This is a genomic window from Xanthomonas translucens pv. undulosa, from assembly GCF_017301775.1.
In the GTDB taxonomy this organism is placed as follows: domain Bacteria; phylum Pseudomonadota; class Gammaproteobacteria; order Xanthomonadales; family Xanthomonadaceae; genus Xanthomonas_A; species Xanthomonas_A translucens.
This window is the reverse complement of the sequence record NZ_CP063993.1, coordinates 3946541-3959220: the sequence shown is the minus strand read 5'-3', so window position 1 is coordinate 3959220 and position 12680 is coordinate 3946541. Positions and strand designations below refer to the sequence as shown.

Below are 12680 nucleotides of genomic sequence, written 5' to 3'. Positions count from 1 at the left end.
CGCGCTCCCCCGAACGATGATGCAACGACCATGAGCAAACGCCGTTTCCTTCAGCTCGACGTGTTCTCCCCGCGCCCCGGCGCCGGCAATCCGCTGGCGGTGGTGCTGGATGCGCAAGGCCTGGACGACGCCGCCATGCAGGCGATCGCGCGCTGGACGCGGCTGCCGGAGACCACCTTCGTGTTCCCTGCCAAGCAACCGGGCGCCAGCTACGGCATCCGCATGTTCAGTCCGCAGAAGGAAGTGCCGTTCGCCGGCCATCCCAGCATCGGGACCGCGCACGCGGTGCTGGAGTCTGGCATCGCCGTGCCCAAGGACGGCGTCTTCGTACAGGAAGGCATCGCCGGGCTGCTGCCGTTGCGGCTGGTTGCCGACCGTGGCGTGCCCAGCATCGCCATCCGCACCCCGCGCGCGCAGGTCGGCGAGATCGCCAATGCCGACGATCCGCGCCTGAGCGCCGCGCTGGCCGGCTGGCCGCTCGGCGCGCAACCACCGGTGCGCATGGACGGCGGCCGCTGCTGGTGGCTGGTCGAAGTCGCCGACGAGGCGGCGCTGCGCAGCCTGACGCCGGATTGGGACGCGATCGCGGCCCTGGCCGAACGTACCGCCAGCATGGGCGTGTTCGCCTATGCGCGGGCCAATGCCCAGGCCTATCAGCTGGCCGTGCGCGCGTTCGTCGGCAATGGCCGTCGCTTCGAGGATGCCGCGTCGGGCGCCGCCAATGCCGTGCTCGCGGCGTGGCTGGATCATCGCGCCGCGCTCCCCGGCCACGATGGCCGCTACGTGGTCAGCCAGGGCCGCGAAGTCGGCCACGACGCCATGCTGACCCTGAGCGTGGACAGCGCCGGCGAGGTCTGGTCCGGCGGCCAGGTGCAGACCGTGATCGAGGGACACATCGACTGGCGTTGATGCGCGGATCGGCATGCCCGCCGGCATCGGCGGCGGGCATGAAGGGATGTCGCTTGCGTCGCGTCCGGCCGCAACCGTGCAAACGGTCGCGGCCGACGACGCCCATGGACGCCTCGCATGGGGCGTCCGCGCCGGTCAGTCGGGCAACACGTCGACGCGGACCCGGATGCGGTCGCCGGGACGCTGCGCGCTGCGGGTGTGGTAGTAGCGGCCGCCGTATTCGTAGGTCACGTCGTAGCCATCCACCCGGTCATAGGTTTCGCTGCGGTAGGCGACCGGTTCGCAGACGCGGACCGAGCCGGTCTGCACGCTGCTGCGGCTGTTGCTGTCGTAGATCGAGCGCCCGGCCAGGCCGCCGACCATGGTACCGACCGCGGTACCGACGAAACGGCCGTTGCCGCCGCCGACGCGGCTGCCCAGCAGCGCACCGGCGATGCCGCCGACCACCGTGGCCGCGCTGCGCCCGCCGTCGCTGCCGCGATAGCCGCCGTTGTAATAGCCGTCGCCGCGATAGCCGTTGTCGACGTATTCGCCGGACGCCGGGCGTTCGTAGCAGCGCTCGGTGGTCTCGCGCGGGCCGCGCACCGGCACCAGGATCGGATCGGCACGCACTACGCGGGCGTAGTCGTAGGTGCCGCTGCCCGGATAGCCACGATCGCGATACGTGTCGTAGCGGCCATAGTCCTGCGCAGCGGCGGAACCGACCACGCCCACGGCGAGCGCGGCGGTCAGAAGACGGGTCGAGAGCTTGTTCATGGCGAAGATTCCAAGCGCGTGGATCGCGCAACTGCATGCTCGGCCCGCGTCGGTGAAACAAAACTGAATTGGGACCGCTCGGCGGCGCCTGTTTAGCGCCGCGACAGCTGTTGTCGCTTGCGGGCGCAGCCATGGCCTGCCACGCAGCGCGGCTGCAACCGTTCCCATCGCCGTGCGCGAAGCGCCGTGCCTGCCAGTCGCACGCAGGCACAGCCTGAGCCATGTCGAAGCGACGGCCTGGCGGCGCGCGCCAGGCCCGGCGCTCAGCCCAGTTCCGCTTCCAGGCTGATCGGCACCGCGCTCAGCGCCTTGGAGATCGGGCAGTTCTGCTTGGCGTCTTCGGCCAGCGCGCGGAACTGCGCGGCCTCGATGTTCGGGACCACGGCCTTGAGCTTGAGCCGGATCTGCGACAGCTGCGGACCGCCTTCCATCGACAGATCGACCTCGGCGCGCGTGTCCAGCGCGGTCGGCGGGAAGCCCGCTTCGCTGAGCTTGGCCGACAGCGCCATGGTGAAACAGCCGGCATGCGCGGCAGCGATCAGCTCTTCCGGGTTGGTGCCCTTCTCGTCGCCGAAGCGGCTGCTGAAGGCATAGCGGGTGTGCTGCAACAGCCCGCTCTGCGGCGTGCTCAGCTGGCCCTTGCCGGTCTTGAGATCGCCTTCCCAGTGTGCGGTGGCGTGACGCGAAATACCCATGCGATGCTCCTGCTGGTGGATGAGGCCGGCACAATAGAGCAGGCGGCGTTACGGCCTTGTGCGGCGCAGCGCGCGCGGCGGCCGGCGCGCGTTGTGCGGGCGCTGCCGGCGGCGGCGCGACAGCGCCCGGGCGCCGCCGGCTTGCCAGCGGCAGGCAGGACCGGCGGCGGCGCGCGGCCATTTTCACTGCAAAAATTCGCACTTACGGCGCAAAAAAACGCGGCGCGGGGCTTTTCCCGCGCCTTTTTGCGCTTTGCCTATTGGCGCGGCGTAGCACATGCCCTACATTTCGCCATGCCGACGGGGTCGGCGCGACCCAACCACCTATCGTTTACGGAATCAGGACATCATGGCAAAGACCGCGAAAAAGGCTGCCCCGAAGAAGGCAGCGAAGAAAGTAGCCACCAAGACCGCCGCCAAGCCGGCCGCGCCCAAGCCGATCAAGGAAGCGCTGAGCAAGTCGGCACTGGTCGCTCACATCGCCGAAGCCAGCGGCGTCGTCGCCAAGGACGTGCGCGCGGTGATGGCCTCGCTTGAGCACGCCGTGGCCGGCTCGGTCAGCAAGAAGGGCGCCGGTTCGTTCACCCTGCCGGGCCTGCTCAAGATCACCTCGGTCAGCGTGCCGGCCAAGCCGAAGCGCAAGGGCATCAACCCGTTCACCAAGGAAGAGCAGTGGTTCGCCGCCAAGCCGGCCACCACCAAGCTGAAGGTGCGCCCGCTGAAGAAGCTCAAGGACGCCGCGCTCTGAGCAGCGTCGCCTGATTCAGGCAAGCACACCTGACGAGACGGCCCTGGCCGTCTCGTTTTTTTGCGCGCTCGCCGCCGCACGCAGCGGGATTGACAGGCCGCTAAGGCGACGCCCGCTATACCTGCAGCTCCACACGACAGGAATGCGTGCATGAAGCTACAGGGCTTTCTCGACCAACTGCTGCAGTCGGCGCAGGGCGCTGCCGGCCAGGCCATGGCCAGGACCGGCACGTCCGCCTCAGCGGGATTGCCCGCCAGCAGCGGCGGCCTCGGCAGCATGCTCAACGCCGACTTCGGCAAGGGCGCCCTGACCGGGGGCGCGCTGGGCTTGCTGCTGGGCAAGAACCGCACCACCCGCAAGCTCGCCACTTACGGCGGCCTGGCCGCAATCGGGGTGATGGCCTATCGCGCCTACGGCGACTACAAGCGCCAGCAGCTCGGCGCCGTCGCGCCGGAAGAACCGCAGACCCTGGACCGGCTGCCGCCGCTGGAGATGGAACAGCACAGCCAGGCGGTGCTGCGCGCGCTGGTCGCCGCGGCCAAAGCCGACGGCCACATCGACACCCGCGAACGCGAGTTGATCGAAGGCGAGTTCACCCGCCTCAACGGCGACCAGGAAGTGCAGCGCTGGCTGCATGCGGAACTGGAGAAGCCGCTGGACCCGGCCGAAGTGGCGCAGGCCGCGACCACGCCGGAGATCGCCTCGGAGATGTACCTGGCCAGCCTGCTCGCCGCCGACGCGCAGAGCTTCATGGAACGCAGCTACCTGGACGAACTGGCGCGCCAGCTCGGCATCGACGACAGCCTGAAGCAGCACCTGCAACGGCAAGCCGCAGCGCACGCAGGCTGAGTTGCGATGTCGGCCGCGCCGCCCTCGCCTGCGCGGCGGTTGCGCCGCTGGCTGCTGCGCGCCGCGGCGCTGGCCTGCACAGCGCTGGCGCTGGCGTGGGCCTGGCAGCAGCCCTGGGCGCTGCGCGCGCGGGCCGGCTGGGAACTGGCACGGCAGCCACCGCCGACCGCGTTGCGGATGCCGGTACAGGACGCGGATCCGCGCCGCGTCGCCGCCACGTTCGGCGCGCCGCGCGGCCGCGATCGCCAGCACGCCGGCGTGGACATCTTCGCCAGGCGCGGCACGCCGGTCCTGTCCGCCACCCGCGGTATCGTCGTCGCAGTCGCCGAGCGCGGCCTCGGCGGCCGCCAGGTCTGGGTGATGGGCCCGGCCAGGCAGCGCCATTACTACGCGCATCTGCAGGACTGGGCGCCGGGCCTGCAGGTCGGCGACCTGGTCGAGGCCGGCGACCCGCTCGGCAGCGTCGGCGACAGCGGCAATGCGCGCGGCACGCCACCGCATCTGCACTATGGCGTCTATGCCGAAGGCGGCGCCTACGATCCATTGCCGCTGCTGCGCGCGGCGCGCTGAACGAAGACGCTGGAACAGAGCGTCGCGGCCATCACTATCGTGATCGCAGCAGACGCGGCCTATCGTGGGTCGTCCATCCGCCGTACGCACGCCCATGACCGCCTCGCAACGCTACCGCATCACCGTCACGCCGATCGAGGCCGACGGGCTCCAATGCCAAGGGCGCTGCACCATCGAATTCGAGGCGCGGTGCCGGCAGGACTGGATGCGCCTGCTAGAAGCGGCGCAGCGTCATCCCGGCCTGCATGGCGACGAGCGCGCCGCGCTGACCATCGGTACGCAGTTGCTGCACGGACTCAGCGAGCGCGGCCACAGCGAGGCGCAGGCGCTGCTCGCACCGCTGCGCCCGCGCCTGGATGCGATCCTGGCGCGGCTGGCGCCGAGCAGCGCCTGACGTGATCGGGTCCGTGCGCACTGAGCTTCGGTCCGCACCCCGCTTCCGCTAATCGCGCATTCACCCGCTGCGGTTATGTTGGCCCCTGACTCCGCCAAGGCACCACATCCCATGAAGCTTCGCTTGCCGACCTTGCGCACCGTCGCGCTGCTCGCTTTCCTCGCCGCCGCTGCGCAGCTGCAGGCCGAACCGATGATCCAGGGCAAGCAGGTCAGCGTCGGCGCCGCCGATGTGCAGCAGTACCTGGATGGCAGCTTCCCGCAGACGCACAAGGCGCTCGGCGGCCTGGTGAAGATGACCATCCGCGATCCCAAGCTGTCGCTGCCGCCGGGCAACCGGCTGAAGATGCAGTTCGACCTGAGCATGGCCACCGGCGGTGGCGCGCCGACGCCATTGGGCACGGTGCTGCTGACCAGCGGGCTGCGCTACGAGCAGCAGAGCCAGAGCTTCCACCTGCAATCACCGACCATCGACGACTTCCGCCCGGCCGCCAGCGGTGGCAAGCTCGACGCCAATACCCGCGAGCTGCTCAACGTGTGGCTGGACGATTACGCGCGCAAGGAACCGATCTACAAGCTGGATCCGGCGCTGGCCGCGGTGATGGGCAACGTGCAGATCGAATCGGCGGCGGTGGAGAACGGCAAGCTGGTGGTGCACCTCAATCAGGACATCGGCAAGCTGGTGCCGGCCGGGGCGTTGTCGGGGCAGTGATGCTGCGCTGCTGCAGCTGATGCGATGACGCTGCGTGCCATGGATCAGCGCGAGGATAGAACGGCGCACTGGTGTCGCTGCGAGTCGCGCACGGCGTCTTGGCCGCGACGATAGATGTTGTCGCGGCTGAAGCCGCTCCTACAGTGCACCCAGTGCGCTGGCCGCATTCCCTGTAGGAGCGGCTTCAGCCGCGACCTTCCCGGTTCGATCGCTCCGGCTGTTCCACTCCCAAGCCGGGGGACGTAAGCCAGTCCTAAAAAAAACGGCGGCCAACAGGCCGCCGTTTCTCGTTGCGCACGCTGGCCGCTGCACTCAGCCCAGCGCCTTGGCCACCGCCGCGGCGAACGCGGGAATATCGTCCGGCTTGCGGCTGGTGATCAGATTGCCGTCCACCACCACTTCCGCATCCTGCCAACGCGCGCCGGCGTTGCTCAGGTCGGTCTTCACCGATGGCCACGAGGTCACCTGCTTGTCGCGCACCAGACCGCTTTCGGCCAGCAGCCAGGGGCCGTGGCAGATCGCCGCGACCGGCTTGCCGGCGCTGGCGAACGACTGAATGAAGCGGATCGCGGAGGCTTCGGTGCGCAGCTTGTCCGGATTGATCACCCCGCCCGGCAGCAGCAGCGCGTCGTAGTCGCCGGCATCGGCCTGGGCCAGGCGCTTGTCGACCGGTACGCTAGCGCCCCAATCCTGCTTGCTCCAGCCGCGGATGCTGGACGCGTCGCCGGGCGCGATCACATCGACCTGCGCGCCCCACGATTCCAGCAGACGCTTGGGCTCCTGCAACTCGGACTGTTCGAAACCGTCGGTGGCCAGGACCGCGACGCGCTTGCCGGACAGGGAAGATGCTGTACTCATGAGAGGCTCCTGCAAGGTGGAGCCTCAGCTTGGGAACGCCGTGGTTGCAGCGTCGTGAGCCGGGCGTCTATGCGACGTGCACAGGCAGGCGTCAGCGCTTGGGCTGCAGCATGGTCCCGCTGCAGTTCTTGGATCCGCAGCGGCATTCCCAGATCTTCTTCAGCCGCGGCGTGTGCCGCTCGCCCAGGGTGATGCCGTAGTTGTAAGTCAGTTCCTCGCCCGGCTTGATCGCGCGCAAGGTCTCGATCACCACCTTGTCCTGGCGCCGGTCGTCGCCCTCGGCCTCGATGATCACCGCCTCGCAGTTCGGCGCGCAGCTGTGGTTGATCCAGCGCGCGTCGTTGCCTTCGTAGTTGGCGTCGATCACGTAGTCGTCGCTGAGCGTGAACAGGAAAGTGTGTCCGGTCTCGACATCGCCAGCCTCGTCGCGATCCACTTCGGCATGGGTGCGGCGCCGGCCCTTGTACTCGATGACCCGCTCGCCCTTCTTGAGCGGCAGCGCGGCGAACACGCCATTGCCATGGATGCGGGACTTGCGGGCGGCGATCTTGCGGGGCATGCGGCGGTCCGGAACGGGAAAGCGGTGATTCTGGCGCACATCGGCGGCGATCCCAAGCCCCGCAGCGCACCGTTGACGGCGGCGCCGATCGCCGCGACAGGGAAAAACATGAACGTGCGGCTTGGACGCCAGCGCCGCGAAAGCGTACAATTTCGGTCCGCATTGAATTCCGGCCGTTGCCCCATGCTCCGCGTCACCAAACTGACCGATTACGCCACCGTCGTGCTGACCGTGCTCGCCGCAAGTCCCGGCGAGGTGTTGAGCGCGACCGAACTGGCCGAACAGTCCGGGCTGGAGCCTCCTACCGTCAGCAAGCTGCTCAAGCCGCTGGCCCAGGCCGGGCTGGTCGAAGGCCTGCGCGGCGTGCATGGCGGCTACCGGCTGGCGCAGCCGGCCGATGCCATCACCCTGATCCAGATCGTCGAGGCGATGGAAGGCCCGCTGGCGATCACCGAATGCAGCCAGGACCACAGCCAGTGCGGCATCGCGCAGAAATGCGGCGTGCGCTCCAACTGGCGGTTGATCAACGACGTGGTCGCCGACGCGCTGCGCGGCGTGACCCTGGCGCAGATGCTGCACCCGCTTCCCTCTTCCGGCGAAACCAGACGGCGTCCGATCGCCGTGCGGTTCGCGACCACCTGACCTGTAGGCAGCCCCATGGCCACCGAAAACGCTGAAATTCTCGAACGGCTGGGACGTCGCTACGACGCCGGCTTCATTACCGATATCGAATCCGATGCGTTCCTGCCCGGCTTGAACGAAGACGTCGTGCGCGCCCTGTCGGTCAAAAAAGAAGAGCCGGCGTGGATGACCGAATGGCGCCTGGCCGCCTACCGGCACTGGCTGAAGATGCCGATGCCGCACTGGGCCAAGCTCAACATCGCGCCGATCGATTTCCAGGCGCTGAGCTACTACTCCGCGCCCAAGGGCCCCAAGTACGCCTCGCTGGACGACGTGCCCAAGGAACTGCTGGACACCTACGACAAGCTCGGCGTGCCGCTGCACGAGCGCGCCAGGCTGGCCGGCGTGGCGGTGGACGCGGTGTTCGACTCGGTCTCGGTCGGCACCACCTTCCGCAAGGAACTGGCCGAGAAGGGCGTGATCTTCTGCTCGATGTCCGAGGCGATCAAGGAACACCCGGAAATCGTCAAGCAATACCTGGGCAGCGTGGTGCCGGTCGGCGACAACTACTTCGCCGCGCTCAACTCGGCGGTGTTCTCCGACGGCAGCTTCGTGTTCATTCCCAAGGGCGTGCGCTGCCCGATGGAGCTGAGCACCTATTTCCGCATCAACGCCGGCCACACCGGCCAGTTCGAGCGCACCTTGATCGTGTGCGAGGACAAGGCCTACGTGTCCTACCTGGAAGGCTGCACCGCGCCGATGCGCGACGAGAACCAGCTGCATGCGGCGGTGGTCGAGCTGGTCGTGCTGGAAGACGCGGAGATCAAGTATTCGACGGTGCAGAACTGGTACCCGGGCGACGAGAACGGCGTCGGCGGCATCTACAACTTCGTGACCAAGCGCGGCGAATGCCGCGGCGCGCGCAGCAAGATCACCTGGACCCAGGTCGAGACCGGCTCGGCGATCACCTGGAAGTACCCCTCGTGCGTGCTGATCGGCGACGACTCGGTCGGCGAGTTCCACTCGGTGGCGCTGACCCACCACCGCCAGCAGGCCGATACCGGCACCAAGATGATCCACATCGGCAAGCGCACCAAGAGCAAGATCGTCAGCAAGGGCATCAGCGCCGGGCGCGGCCAGAACACCTACCGCGGCCTGGTCAAGGTCGAGCGCAGCGCCGAGGGCGCGCGCAACTACACCCAGTGCGATTCGCTGCTGATCGGCAAGCAGTGCGGCGCGCACACATTCCCGTACATCGAGGTCAAGCACCCCACCGCCACGGTCGAGCACGAGGCCACCACCTCCAAGATCAGCGACGACCAGCTGTTCTACTGCCGCGCCCGCGGCATCGACCAGGAAAACGCGGTGTCGATGATCGTCGACGGCTTCTGCAAGCAGGTGTTCCGCGAACTGCCGATGGAGTTCGCGGTGGAAGCCAAGAAGCTGCTGGAAGTGTCGCTGGAAGGCTCGGTCGGCTGATCCTTACATCCTTCTCCCTCGGGGAGAAGGTGGCGCGAAGCGCCGGATGAGGGTACGGGCGCCGCCTCGCGCCCGCGAACTCCACGAGACGCTGCGCGCCGGACCCTCACCCCAACCCCTCTCCCGGCGGGAGAGGGGCTACAACAGAATTCTGACGGACCCATTTCCAATGCTTACTATCGAAAACCTTCACGCTTCCGTCGCCGGCAAGGACATCCTCAAGGGCCTGTCGCTGGACGTGAAGCCCGGCCAGGTGCACGCCATCATGGGCCCGAACGGCGCCGGCAAATCCACGCTGGGCAATATCCTCGCAGGCCGCGACGGCTACGCGGTGACCCAGGGCAGCGTGCGCTTCGAAGACCGCGACCTGCTCGAGCTGGAACCGGAGGAACGCGCTGCCGCCGGCCTGTTCCTGGCCTTCCAGTACCCGGTGGAAATCCCCGGGGTCAACAACACCTACTTCCTGCGCGCCGCACTCAACGCGCAGCGCAAGGCGCGCGGCGAGGCCGAACTGGATTCGATGCAGTTCCTCAAGCTGGTGCGGCAGAAGCTCGCCGTGCTGCACCTGAAGGACGAGCTGCTGCACCGCGGCGTCAACGAGGGTTTCTCCGGCGGCGAGAAGAAGCGCAACGAGATCTTCCAGCTGGCGGTGCTGGAGCCGAGGCTGGCGATCCTCGACGAGACCGACAGCGGCCTGGACATCGACGCACTGAAGACCGTCGCCGAAGGCGTCAACGCGCTGCGTTCGCCCGAGCGCGCGTTCCTGGTCATCACCCACTACCAGCGCCTGCTGGACTACATCAAGCCGGACGTGGTGCACGTGCTCGCCGACGGCCGCATCGTGCAGAGCGGCGGCCCGGAACTGGCGCTGGAACTGGAAGCGCATGGCTACGCATGGTTGAAGGACCGTGTGGCGCCGGAGGCGACGGTCCGATGAGCGCCCTGCTCGACTCCCTGGCAGCCGCCTTCCATGGCGACGGCGCACGCCGCGCGCCGCTGGAACAGGCGCTGCGCGACGGCCTGCCCGGCCCGCGCAGCGAGGCGTGGAAGTACACCTCGCTGCGTGCGCTGGAGCGGCGCAGCTTCAGCCCGGCACCGAGCGCGGTGCCGACCGTGGATACGGCCATCGTCGACGGCATTCCCGCGCCGCGGCTGGTGTTCGTCAACGGCCGCGGCAGCGATGCGCTGTCGGACCTGGCCGGCCTGCCGGCCGGCGTCGAGCTGCAGCGCCTGTCCAGCATCCTGCGCAGCGGCGACGACGCGATGCGCTTCCTCGGCCGCCGCTTCGAGCGCAGCGACGAAGTGTTCGCCCAGCTCAATGCCGCGCTGGCCGACGAAGGCAGCGTGCTGCGCGTGGATGCCGGCGTGCAGGTCGCGGTGCCGCTGCACCTGGTGTTCGTGTCCACCACCGGCGCCGGCGACCATGCCTGGCACCATCGCCACCTGATCGAACTGCGCCAGGACGCGGCGCTGTCGCTGGTCGAGCATCACCTGCACCTGGGCGAGGCCGCACACCTGAGCAACACCCTGGCGCACGTGCACCTGGCCGCCGGCGCGCAGCTGACCCACGCGCGGGTGCAGGCGGATGCGTCCGGCGTCACCGCGCTGCTGCGCACCGATGCGGTGCTGGCGCGCGACGCGCAGTACCGGCGCATCGACCTGGAGCTGGGCGGCGCGCTGTCGCGGCACGAGCTCAACGTGCGCCTGGAAGGCGACAACGCGCGGCTGGTCGCCAACGGCGTGCTGCTCGGCAATGGCCGCCGCCAGATCGACACCCGCCTGGGCATCGAGCACATCGCCCGCGACACCGCCTGCGAACTGCTGTGGCGCGGCGTGGCCGCGGCGCGCAGCCGGGTGGTGTTCCATGGCGGCATCCATATCCGCCAGGGCGCCGACGGCAGCGATGCCAACCTGTCGAACAAGAACCTGTTGCTGTCCGCCGACGCCGAGATCGACACCCAGCCGGTGCTGGTGATCGACGCCGACGAGGTCAAGGCCGCGCACGGCGCCACCGTTGGCCAGCTCGACGCCAACGCGCTGTTCTACCTGCGCTCGCGCGGGTTGCCGCGCGCGCGCGCGCAGCAGCTGCTGACCACCGCGTTCTGCCGCGAACCGCTGCGCGTGCTGGATCCGGCGCTGGGCGAGTTCCTGGTCGCACGCCTGGATCAGGCGCTGGCCGCCGCGGGCGTGGCATGAGCAGCGTGGCCGCGCACGCCACGGCGCCCCAGCAGGCCCCGGACTGGGACAAGGTCCGCAGCGATTTCCCGCTGCTGATGCGGCAGGTGCACGGCAAGCCGCTGATCTATTTCGACAACGCCAACACCGGGCAGAAGCCGCTGCAGGTGATCGCGGCGCTGGACGAGTTCTACCGCCGCTACAACGCCAACGTCAGCCGCGCGGTGCATGCGCTTGGCACCGAGGCCACCGACGCCTACGAGGGCGCGCGCACCAAGCTGGCGCGCTTCCTCAACGTGCGCGCCGACGAGCTGGTGCTGTGCAGCGGCACCACCTTCGCGATCAACCTGGTGGCCTACTCGTGGGCGCTGCCGCGGCTCAAGGCCGGCGACAGCATCCTGATATCGCGGATGGAGCACCACGCCAACATCGTGCCGTGGCAACTGGTCGCGCAGCGCACCGGCTCCACCATCAAGGTCGCCGAGATCAGCGCCGACGGCGCGCTGGACCTGGACGCGCTGCGCAAGGCGATGACCGCGGACGTGAAATTGCTGGCGCTGACCCACGTCTCCAACGTGTTGGGCACGGTCAATCCGGTGCGCGAGATCTGCCGCGAGGCGCGCAAGCGCGGCATCGTCAGCGTCATCGACGGATCGCAGGCGGCGCCGCACCGCGCCCTGGACGTGACCGCGATCGGCTGCGACTTCTACGCCATCACCGGGCACAAGATGTGCGGCCCGACCGGCACCGGCGCGCTGTGGGCGCGGCGCGAGCACCTGCAGGCGATGCCGCCGTTCATCGGCGGCGGCGAGATGATCAAGGAAGTCAGCTTCGACGGCACCGTGTTCAACGACCCGCCGCACAAGTTCGAGGCCGGCACCCCGAACATCGCCGGCTTCATCGGCTTGGGCGCGGCGGTGGATTACCTCAGCGCGCTGGGCCTGCAGCACGTGGAAGCGCGCGAGACCGAACTATTGGCGCATTTCACCGAGGAACTGCACAAGATCGACGGCCTGCGCATCTTCGGCACCGCGCCGGGCAAGGCCGCGGTGGTGTCATTCCTGGTCGAAGGCGCGCACGCCCACGACCTGGCCACACTGCTGGACCTGGAAGGCGTCGCGGTCCGCTCCGGCCAGCACTGCGCGCACCCGCTGCTGCAGTTCTACGGCGTCGCCGCCACCTGCCGCGCCTCGCTGGCGTTCTACAACACGCATGCCGAGATCGAGCGCTTCGTGGCGGCGTTGCTGAAGGTGCGGAAGCTGTTGGGTTGAGTTGTTTCGGGACTCGGGACTCGGGACTCGGAAAAGCAGCACTTCGTAACCGGAGAGCGGTCGGCGCTGGGTACGCGCGCCCCTG

The 12680-nt window shown here is 68.7% G+C and carries 15 protein-coding genes; 11 read left to right on the top strand and 4 right to left on the bottom strand.

The annotated features are described in order from the left end of the window. Positions 1 to 30 precede the first annotated feature (30 nt). The gene (locus tag ISN38_RS16825; protein WP_003470440.1) at positions 31 to 909 is read left to right on the top strand and encodes a PhzF family phenazine biosynthesis protein; all 879 of its coding nucleotides are present in this window, start codon (positions 31 to 33) and stop codon (positions 907 to 909) included. A 135-nt stretch (positions 910 to 1044) separates the two neighbouring features. On the opposite strand, the gene ISN38_RS16820 is transcribed toward ISN38_RS16825, so the two are convergent. Both ISN38_RS16820 and ISN38_RS16815 read right to left on the bottom strand, forming a co-directional pair. Further along, positions 1045 to 1665 (bottom strand): glycine zipper 2TM domain-containing protein, encoded by a 621-nt coding sequence (locus tag ISN38_RS16820; protein WP_003470441.1) that lies wholly within the window; start codon positions 1663 to 1665, stop codon positions 1045 to 1047. Positions 1666 to 1928: 263 nt separating this feature from the next. Then, positions 1929 to 2360 carry an OsmC family protein gene (locus tag ISN38_RS16815; RefSeq protein WP_003478227.1) on the bottom strand — a complete coding sequence of 144 codons (432 nt, stop codon included), beginning with the start codon at positions 2358 to 2360 and terminating at the stop codon, positions 1929 to 1931. Positions 2361 to 2709: 349 nt separating this feature from the next. Here ISN38_RS16815 and ISN38_RS16810 point away from each other — a divergent pair, with 349 nt between their 5' ends. The 5 genes from ISN38_RS16810 (at position 2710) to ISN38_RS16790 (ending at position 5632) form a co-directional block, all read left to right on the top strand. Continuing rightward, positions 2710 to 3108 carry an HU family DNA-binding protein gene (locus ISN38_RS16810; protein WP_003470446.1) on the top strand — a complete coding sequence of 133 codons (399 nt, stop codon included), beginning with the start codon at positions 2710 to 2712 and terminating at the stop codon, positions 3106 to 3108. Positions 3109 to 3258: 150 nt separating this feature from the next. Beyond that, the gene (locus ISN38_RS16805) at positions 3259 to 3957 is read left to right on the top strand and encodes a tellurite resistance TerB family protein (protein ID WP_206711919.1); all 699 of its coding nucleotides are present in this window, start codon (positions 3259 to 3261) and stop codon (positions 3955 to 3957) included. A gap of 6 nt (positions 3958 to 3963) precedes the next feature. Next, positions 3964 to 4527, top strand: coding sequence for a M23 family metallopeptidase (locus ISN38_RS16800; protein ID WP_047325110.1), 564 nt, complete (start codon positions 3964 to 3966; stop codon positions 4525 to 4527). A 94-nt stretch (positions 4528 to 4621) separates the two neighbouring features. Beyond that, positions 4622 to 4921 carry a DUF3861 family protein gene (locus ISN38_RS16795; protein ID WP_206711918.1) on the top strand — a complete coding sequence of 100 codons (300 nt, stop codon included), beginning with the start codon at positions 4622 to 4624 and terminating at the stop codon, positions 4919 to 4921. 111 nt (positions 4922 to 5032) lie between these two features. Next, entirely contained in the window at positions 5033 to 5632 is a 600-nt protein-coding gene (locus tag ISN38_RS16790) for a DUF1439 domain-containing protein (protein WP_003471970.1), read from the top strand. A 312-nt stretch (positions 5633 to 5944) separates the two neighbouring features. Here the strand turns inward: ISN38_RS16790 and ISN38_RS16785 are convergent, their stop codons facing one another. Beyond that, positions 5945 to 6490, bottom strand: a complete 546-nt coding sequence (locus ISN38_RS16785) for a type 1 glutamine amidotransferase domain-containing protein (protein ID WP_003471967.1) — start codon at positions 6488 to 6490, stop codon at positions 5945 to 5947. Positions 6491 to 6581: 91 nt separating this feature from the next. Next, positions 6582 to 7049, bottom strand: a complete 468-nt coding sequence (locus ISN38_RS16780; RefSeq protein ID WP_003471965.1) for an SET domain-containing protein — start codon at positions 7047 to 7049, stop codon at positions 6582 to 6584. A 183-nt stretch (positions 7050 to 7232) separates the two neighbouring features. On the opposite strand from ISN38_RS16780, the gene ISN38_RS16775 reads away from it, so the two are divergent. The 5 genes from ISN38_RS16775 to ISN38_RS16755 all read left to right on the top strand — a co-directional run bounded on the left by ISN38_RS16775 (position 7233) and on the right by ISN38_RS16755 (position 12595). Then, positions 7233 to 7691, top strand: a complete 459-nt coding sequence (locus tag ISN38_RS16775) for an SUF system Fe-S cluster assembly regulator (protein WP_206711917.1) — start codon at positions 7233 to 7235, stop codon at positions 7689 to 7691. Positions 7692 to 7706: 15 nt separating this feature from the next. Continuing rightward, positions 7707 to 9149: a Fe-S cluster assembly protein SufB gene (gene sufB, locus ISN38_RS16770; protein ID WP_003471958.1), complete on the top strand. Its 1443-nt coding sequence runs from the start codon at positions 7707 to 7709 to the stop codon at positions 9147 to 9149. 169 nt (positions 9150 to 9318) lie between these two features. After that, positions 9319 to 10086: a Fe-S cluster assembly ATPase SufC gene (sufC, locus tag ISN38_RS16765; protein WP_003471956.1), complete on the top strand. Its 768-nt coding sequence runs from the start codon at positions 9319 to 9321 to the stop codon at positions 10084 to 10086. Then, complete coding sequence (gene sufD / locus ISN38_RS16760) at positions 10083 to 11345, top strand: Fe-S cluster assembly protein SufD (RefSeq protein ID WP_003471953.1); 1263 nt, start codon at positions 10083 to 10085, stop codon at positions 11343 to 11345. The genes sufC and sufD overlap by 4 nt, the downstream gene beginning before the upstream one ends. Further along, the gene (locus ISN38_RS16755) at positions 11342 to 12595 is read left to right on the top strand and encodes a cysteine desulfurase (RefSeq protein ID WP_003471951.1); all 1254 of its coding nucleotides are present in this window, start codon (positions 11342 to 11344) and stop codon (positions 12593 to 12595) included. Before sufD ends, ISN38_RS16755 begins: the two co-directional genes overlap by 4 nt. The last annotated feature ends 85 nt before the right edge of the window (positions 12596 to 12680 follow it).

What these genes read in the sequence shown, in the direction of transcription:
- sufC (WP_003471956.1), top strand. Translation starts at nt 9,319, where the DNA reads ATGCTTACTATCGAAAACCTTCACGCTTCCGTCGCCGGCAAGGACATC.
- ISN38_RS16780 (WP_003471965.1), bottom strand. Translation starts at nt 7,049, where the DNA reads ATGCCCCGCAAGATCGCCGCCCGCAAGTCCCGCATCCATGGCAATGGC.
- ISN38_RS16820 (WP_003470441.1), bottom strand. Translation starts at nt 1,665, where the DNA reads ATGAACAAGCTCTCGACCCGTCTTCTGACCGCCGCGCTCGCCGTGGGC.
- ISN38_RS16825 (WP_003470440.1), top strand. Translation starts at nt 31, where the DNA reads ATGAGCAAACGCCGTTTCCTTCAGCTCGACGTGTTCTCCCCGCGCCCC.
- ISN38_RS16755 (WP_003471951.1), top strand. Translation starts at nt 11,342, where the DNA reads ATGAGCAGCGTGGCCGCGCACGCCACGGCGCCCCAGCAGGCCCCGGAC.
- sufB (WP_003471958.1), top strand. Translation starts at nt 7,707, where the DNA reads ATGGCCACCGAAAACGCTGAAATTCTCGAACGGCTGGGACGTCGCTAC.
- ISN38_RS16775 (WP_206711917.1), top strand. Translation starts at nt 7,233, where the DNA reads ATGCTCCGCGTCACCAAACTGACCGATTACGCCACCGTCGTGCTGACC.
- ISN38_RS16805 (WP_206711919.1), top strand. Translation starts at nt 3,259, where the DNA reads ATGAAGCTACAGGGCTTTCTCGACCAACTGCTGCAGTCGGCGCAGGGC.
- ISN38_RS16785 (WP_003471967.1), bottom strand. Translation starts at nt 6,490, where the DNA reads ATGAGTACAGCATCTTCCCTGTCCGGCAAGCGCGTCGCGGTCCTGGCC.
- sufD (WP_003471953.1), top strand. Translation starts at nt 10,083, where the DNA reads ATGAGCGCCCTGCTCGACTCCCTGGCAGCCGCCTTCCATGGCGACGGC.
- ISN38_RS16795 (WP_206711918.1), top strand. Translation starts at nt 4,622, where the DNA reads ATGACCGCCTCGCAACGCTACCGCATCACCGTCACGCCGATCGAGGCC.
- ISN38_RS16810 (WP_003470446.1), top strand. Translation starts at nt 2,710, where the DNA reads ATGGCAAAGACCGCGAAAAAGGCTGCCCCGAAGAAGGCAGCGAAGAAA.
- ISN38_RS16800 (WP_047325110.1), top strand. Translation starts at nt 3,964, where the DNA reads ATGTCGGCCGCGCCGCCCTCGCCTGCGCGGCGGTTGCGCCGCTGGCTG.
- ISN38_RS16790 (WP_003471970.1), top strand. Translation starts at nt 5,033, where the DNA reads ATGAAGCTTCGCTTGCCGACCTTGCGCACCGTCGCGCTGCTCGCTTTC.
- ISN38_RS16815 (WP_003478227.1), bottom strand. Translation starts at nt 2,360, where the DNA reads ATGGGTATTTCGCGTCACGCCACCGCACACTGGGAAGGCGATCTCAAG.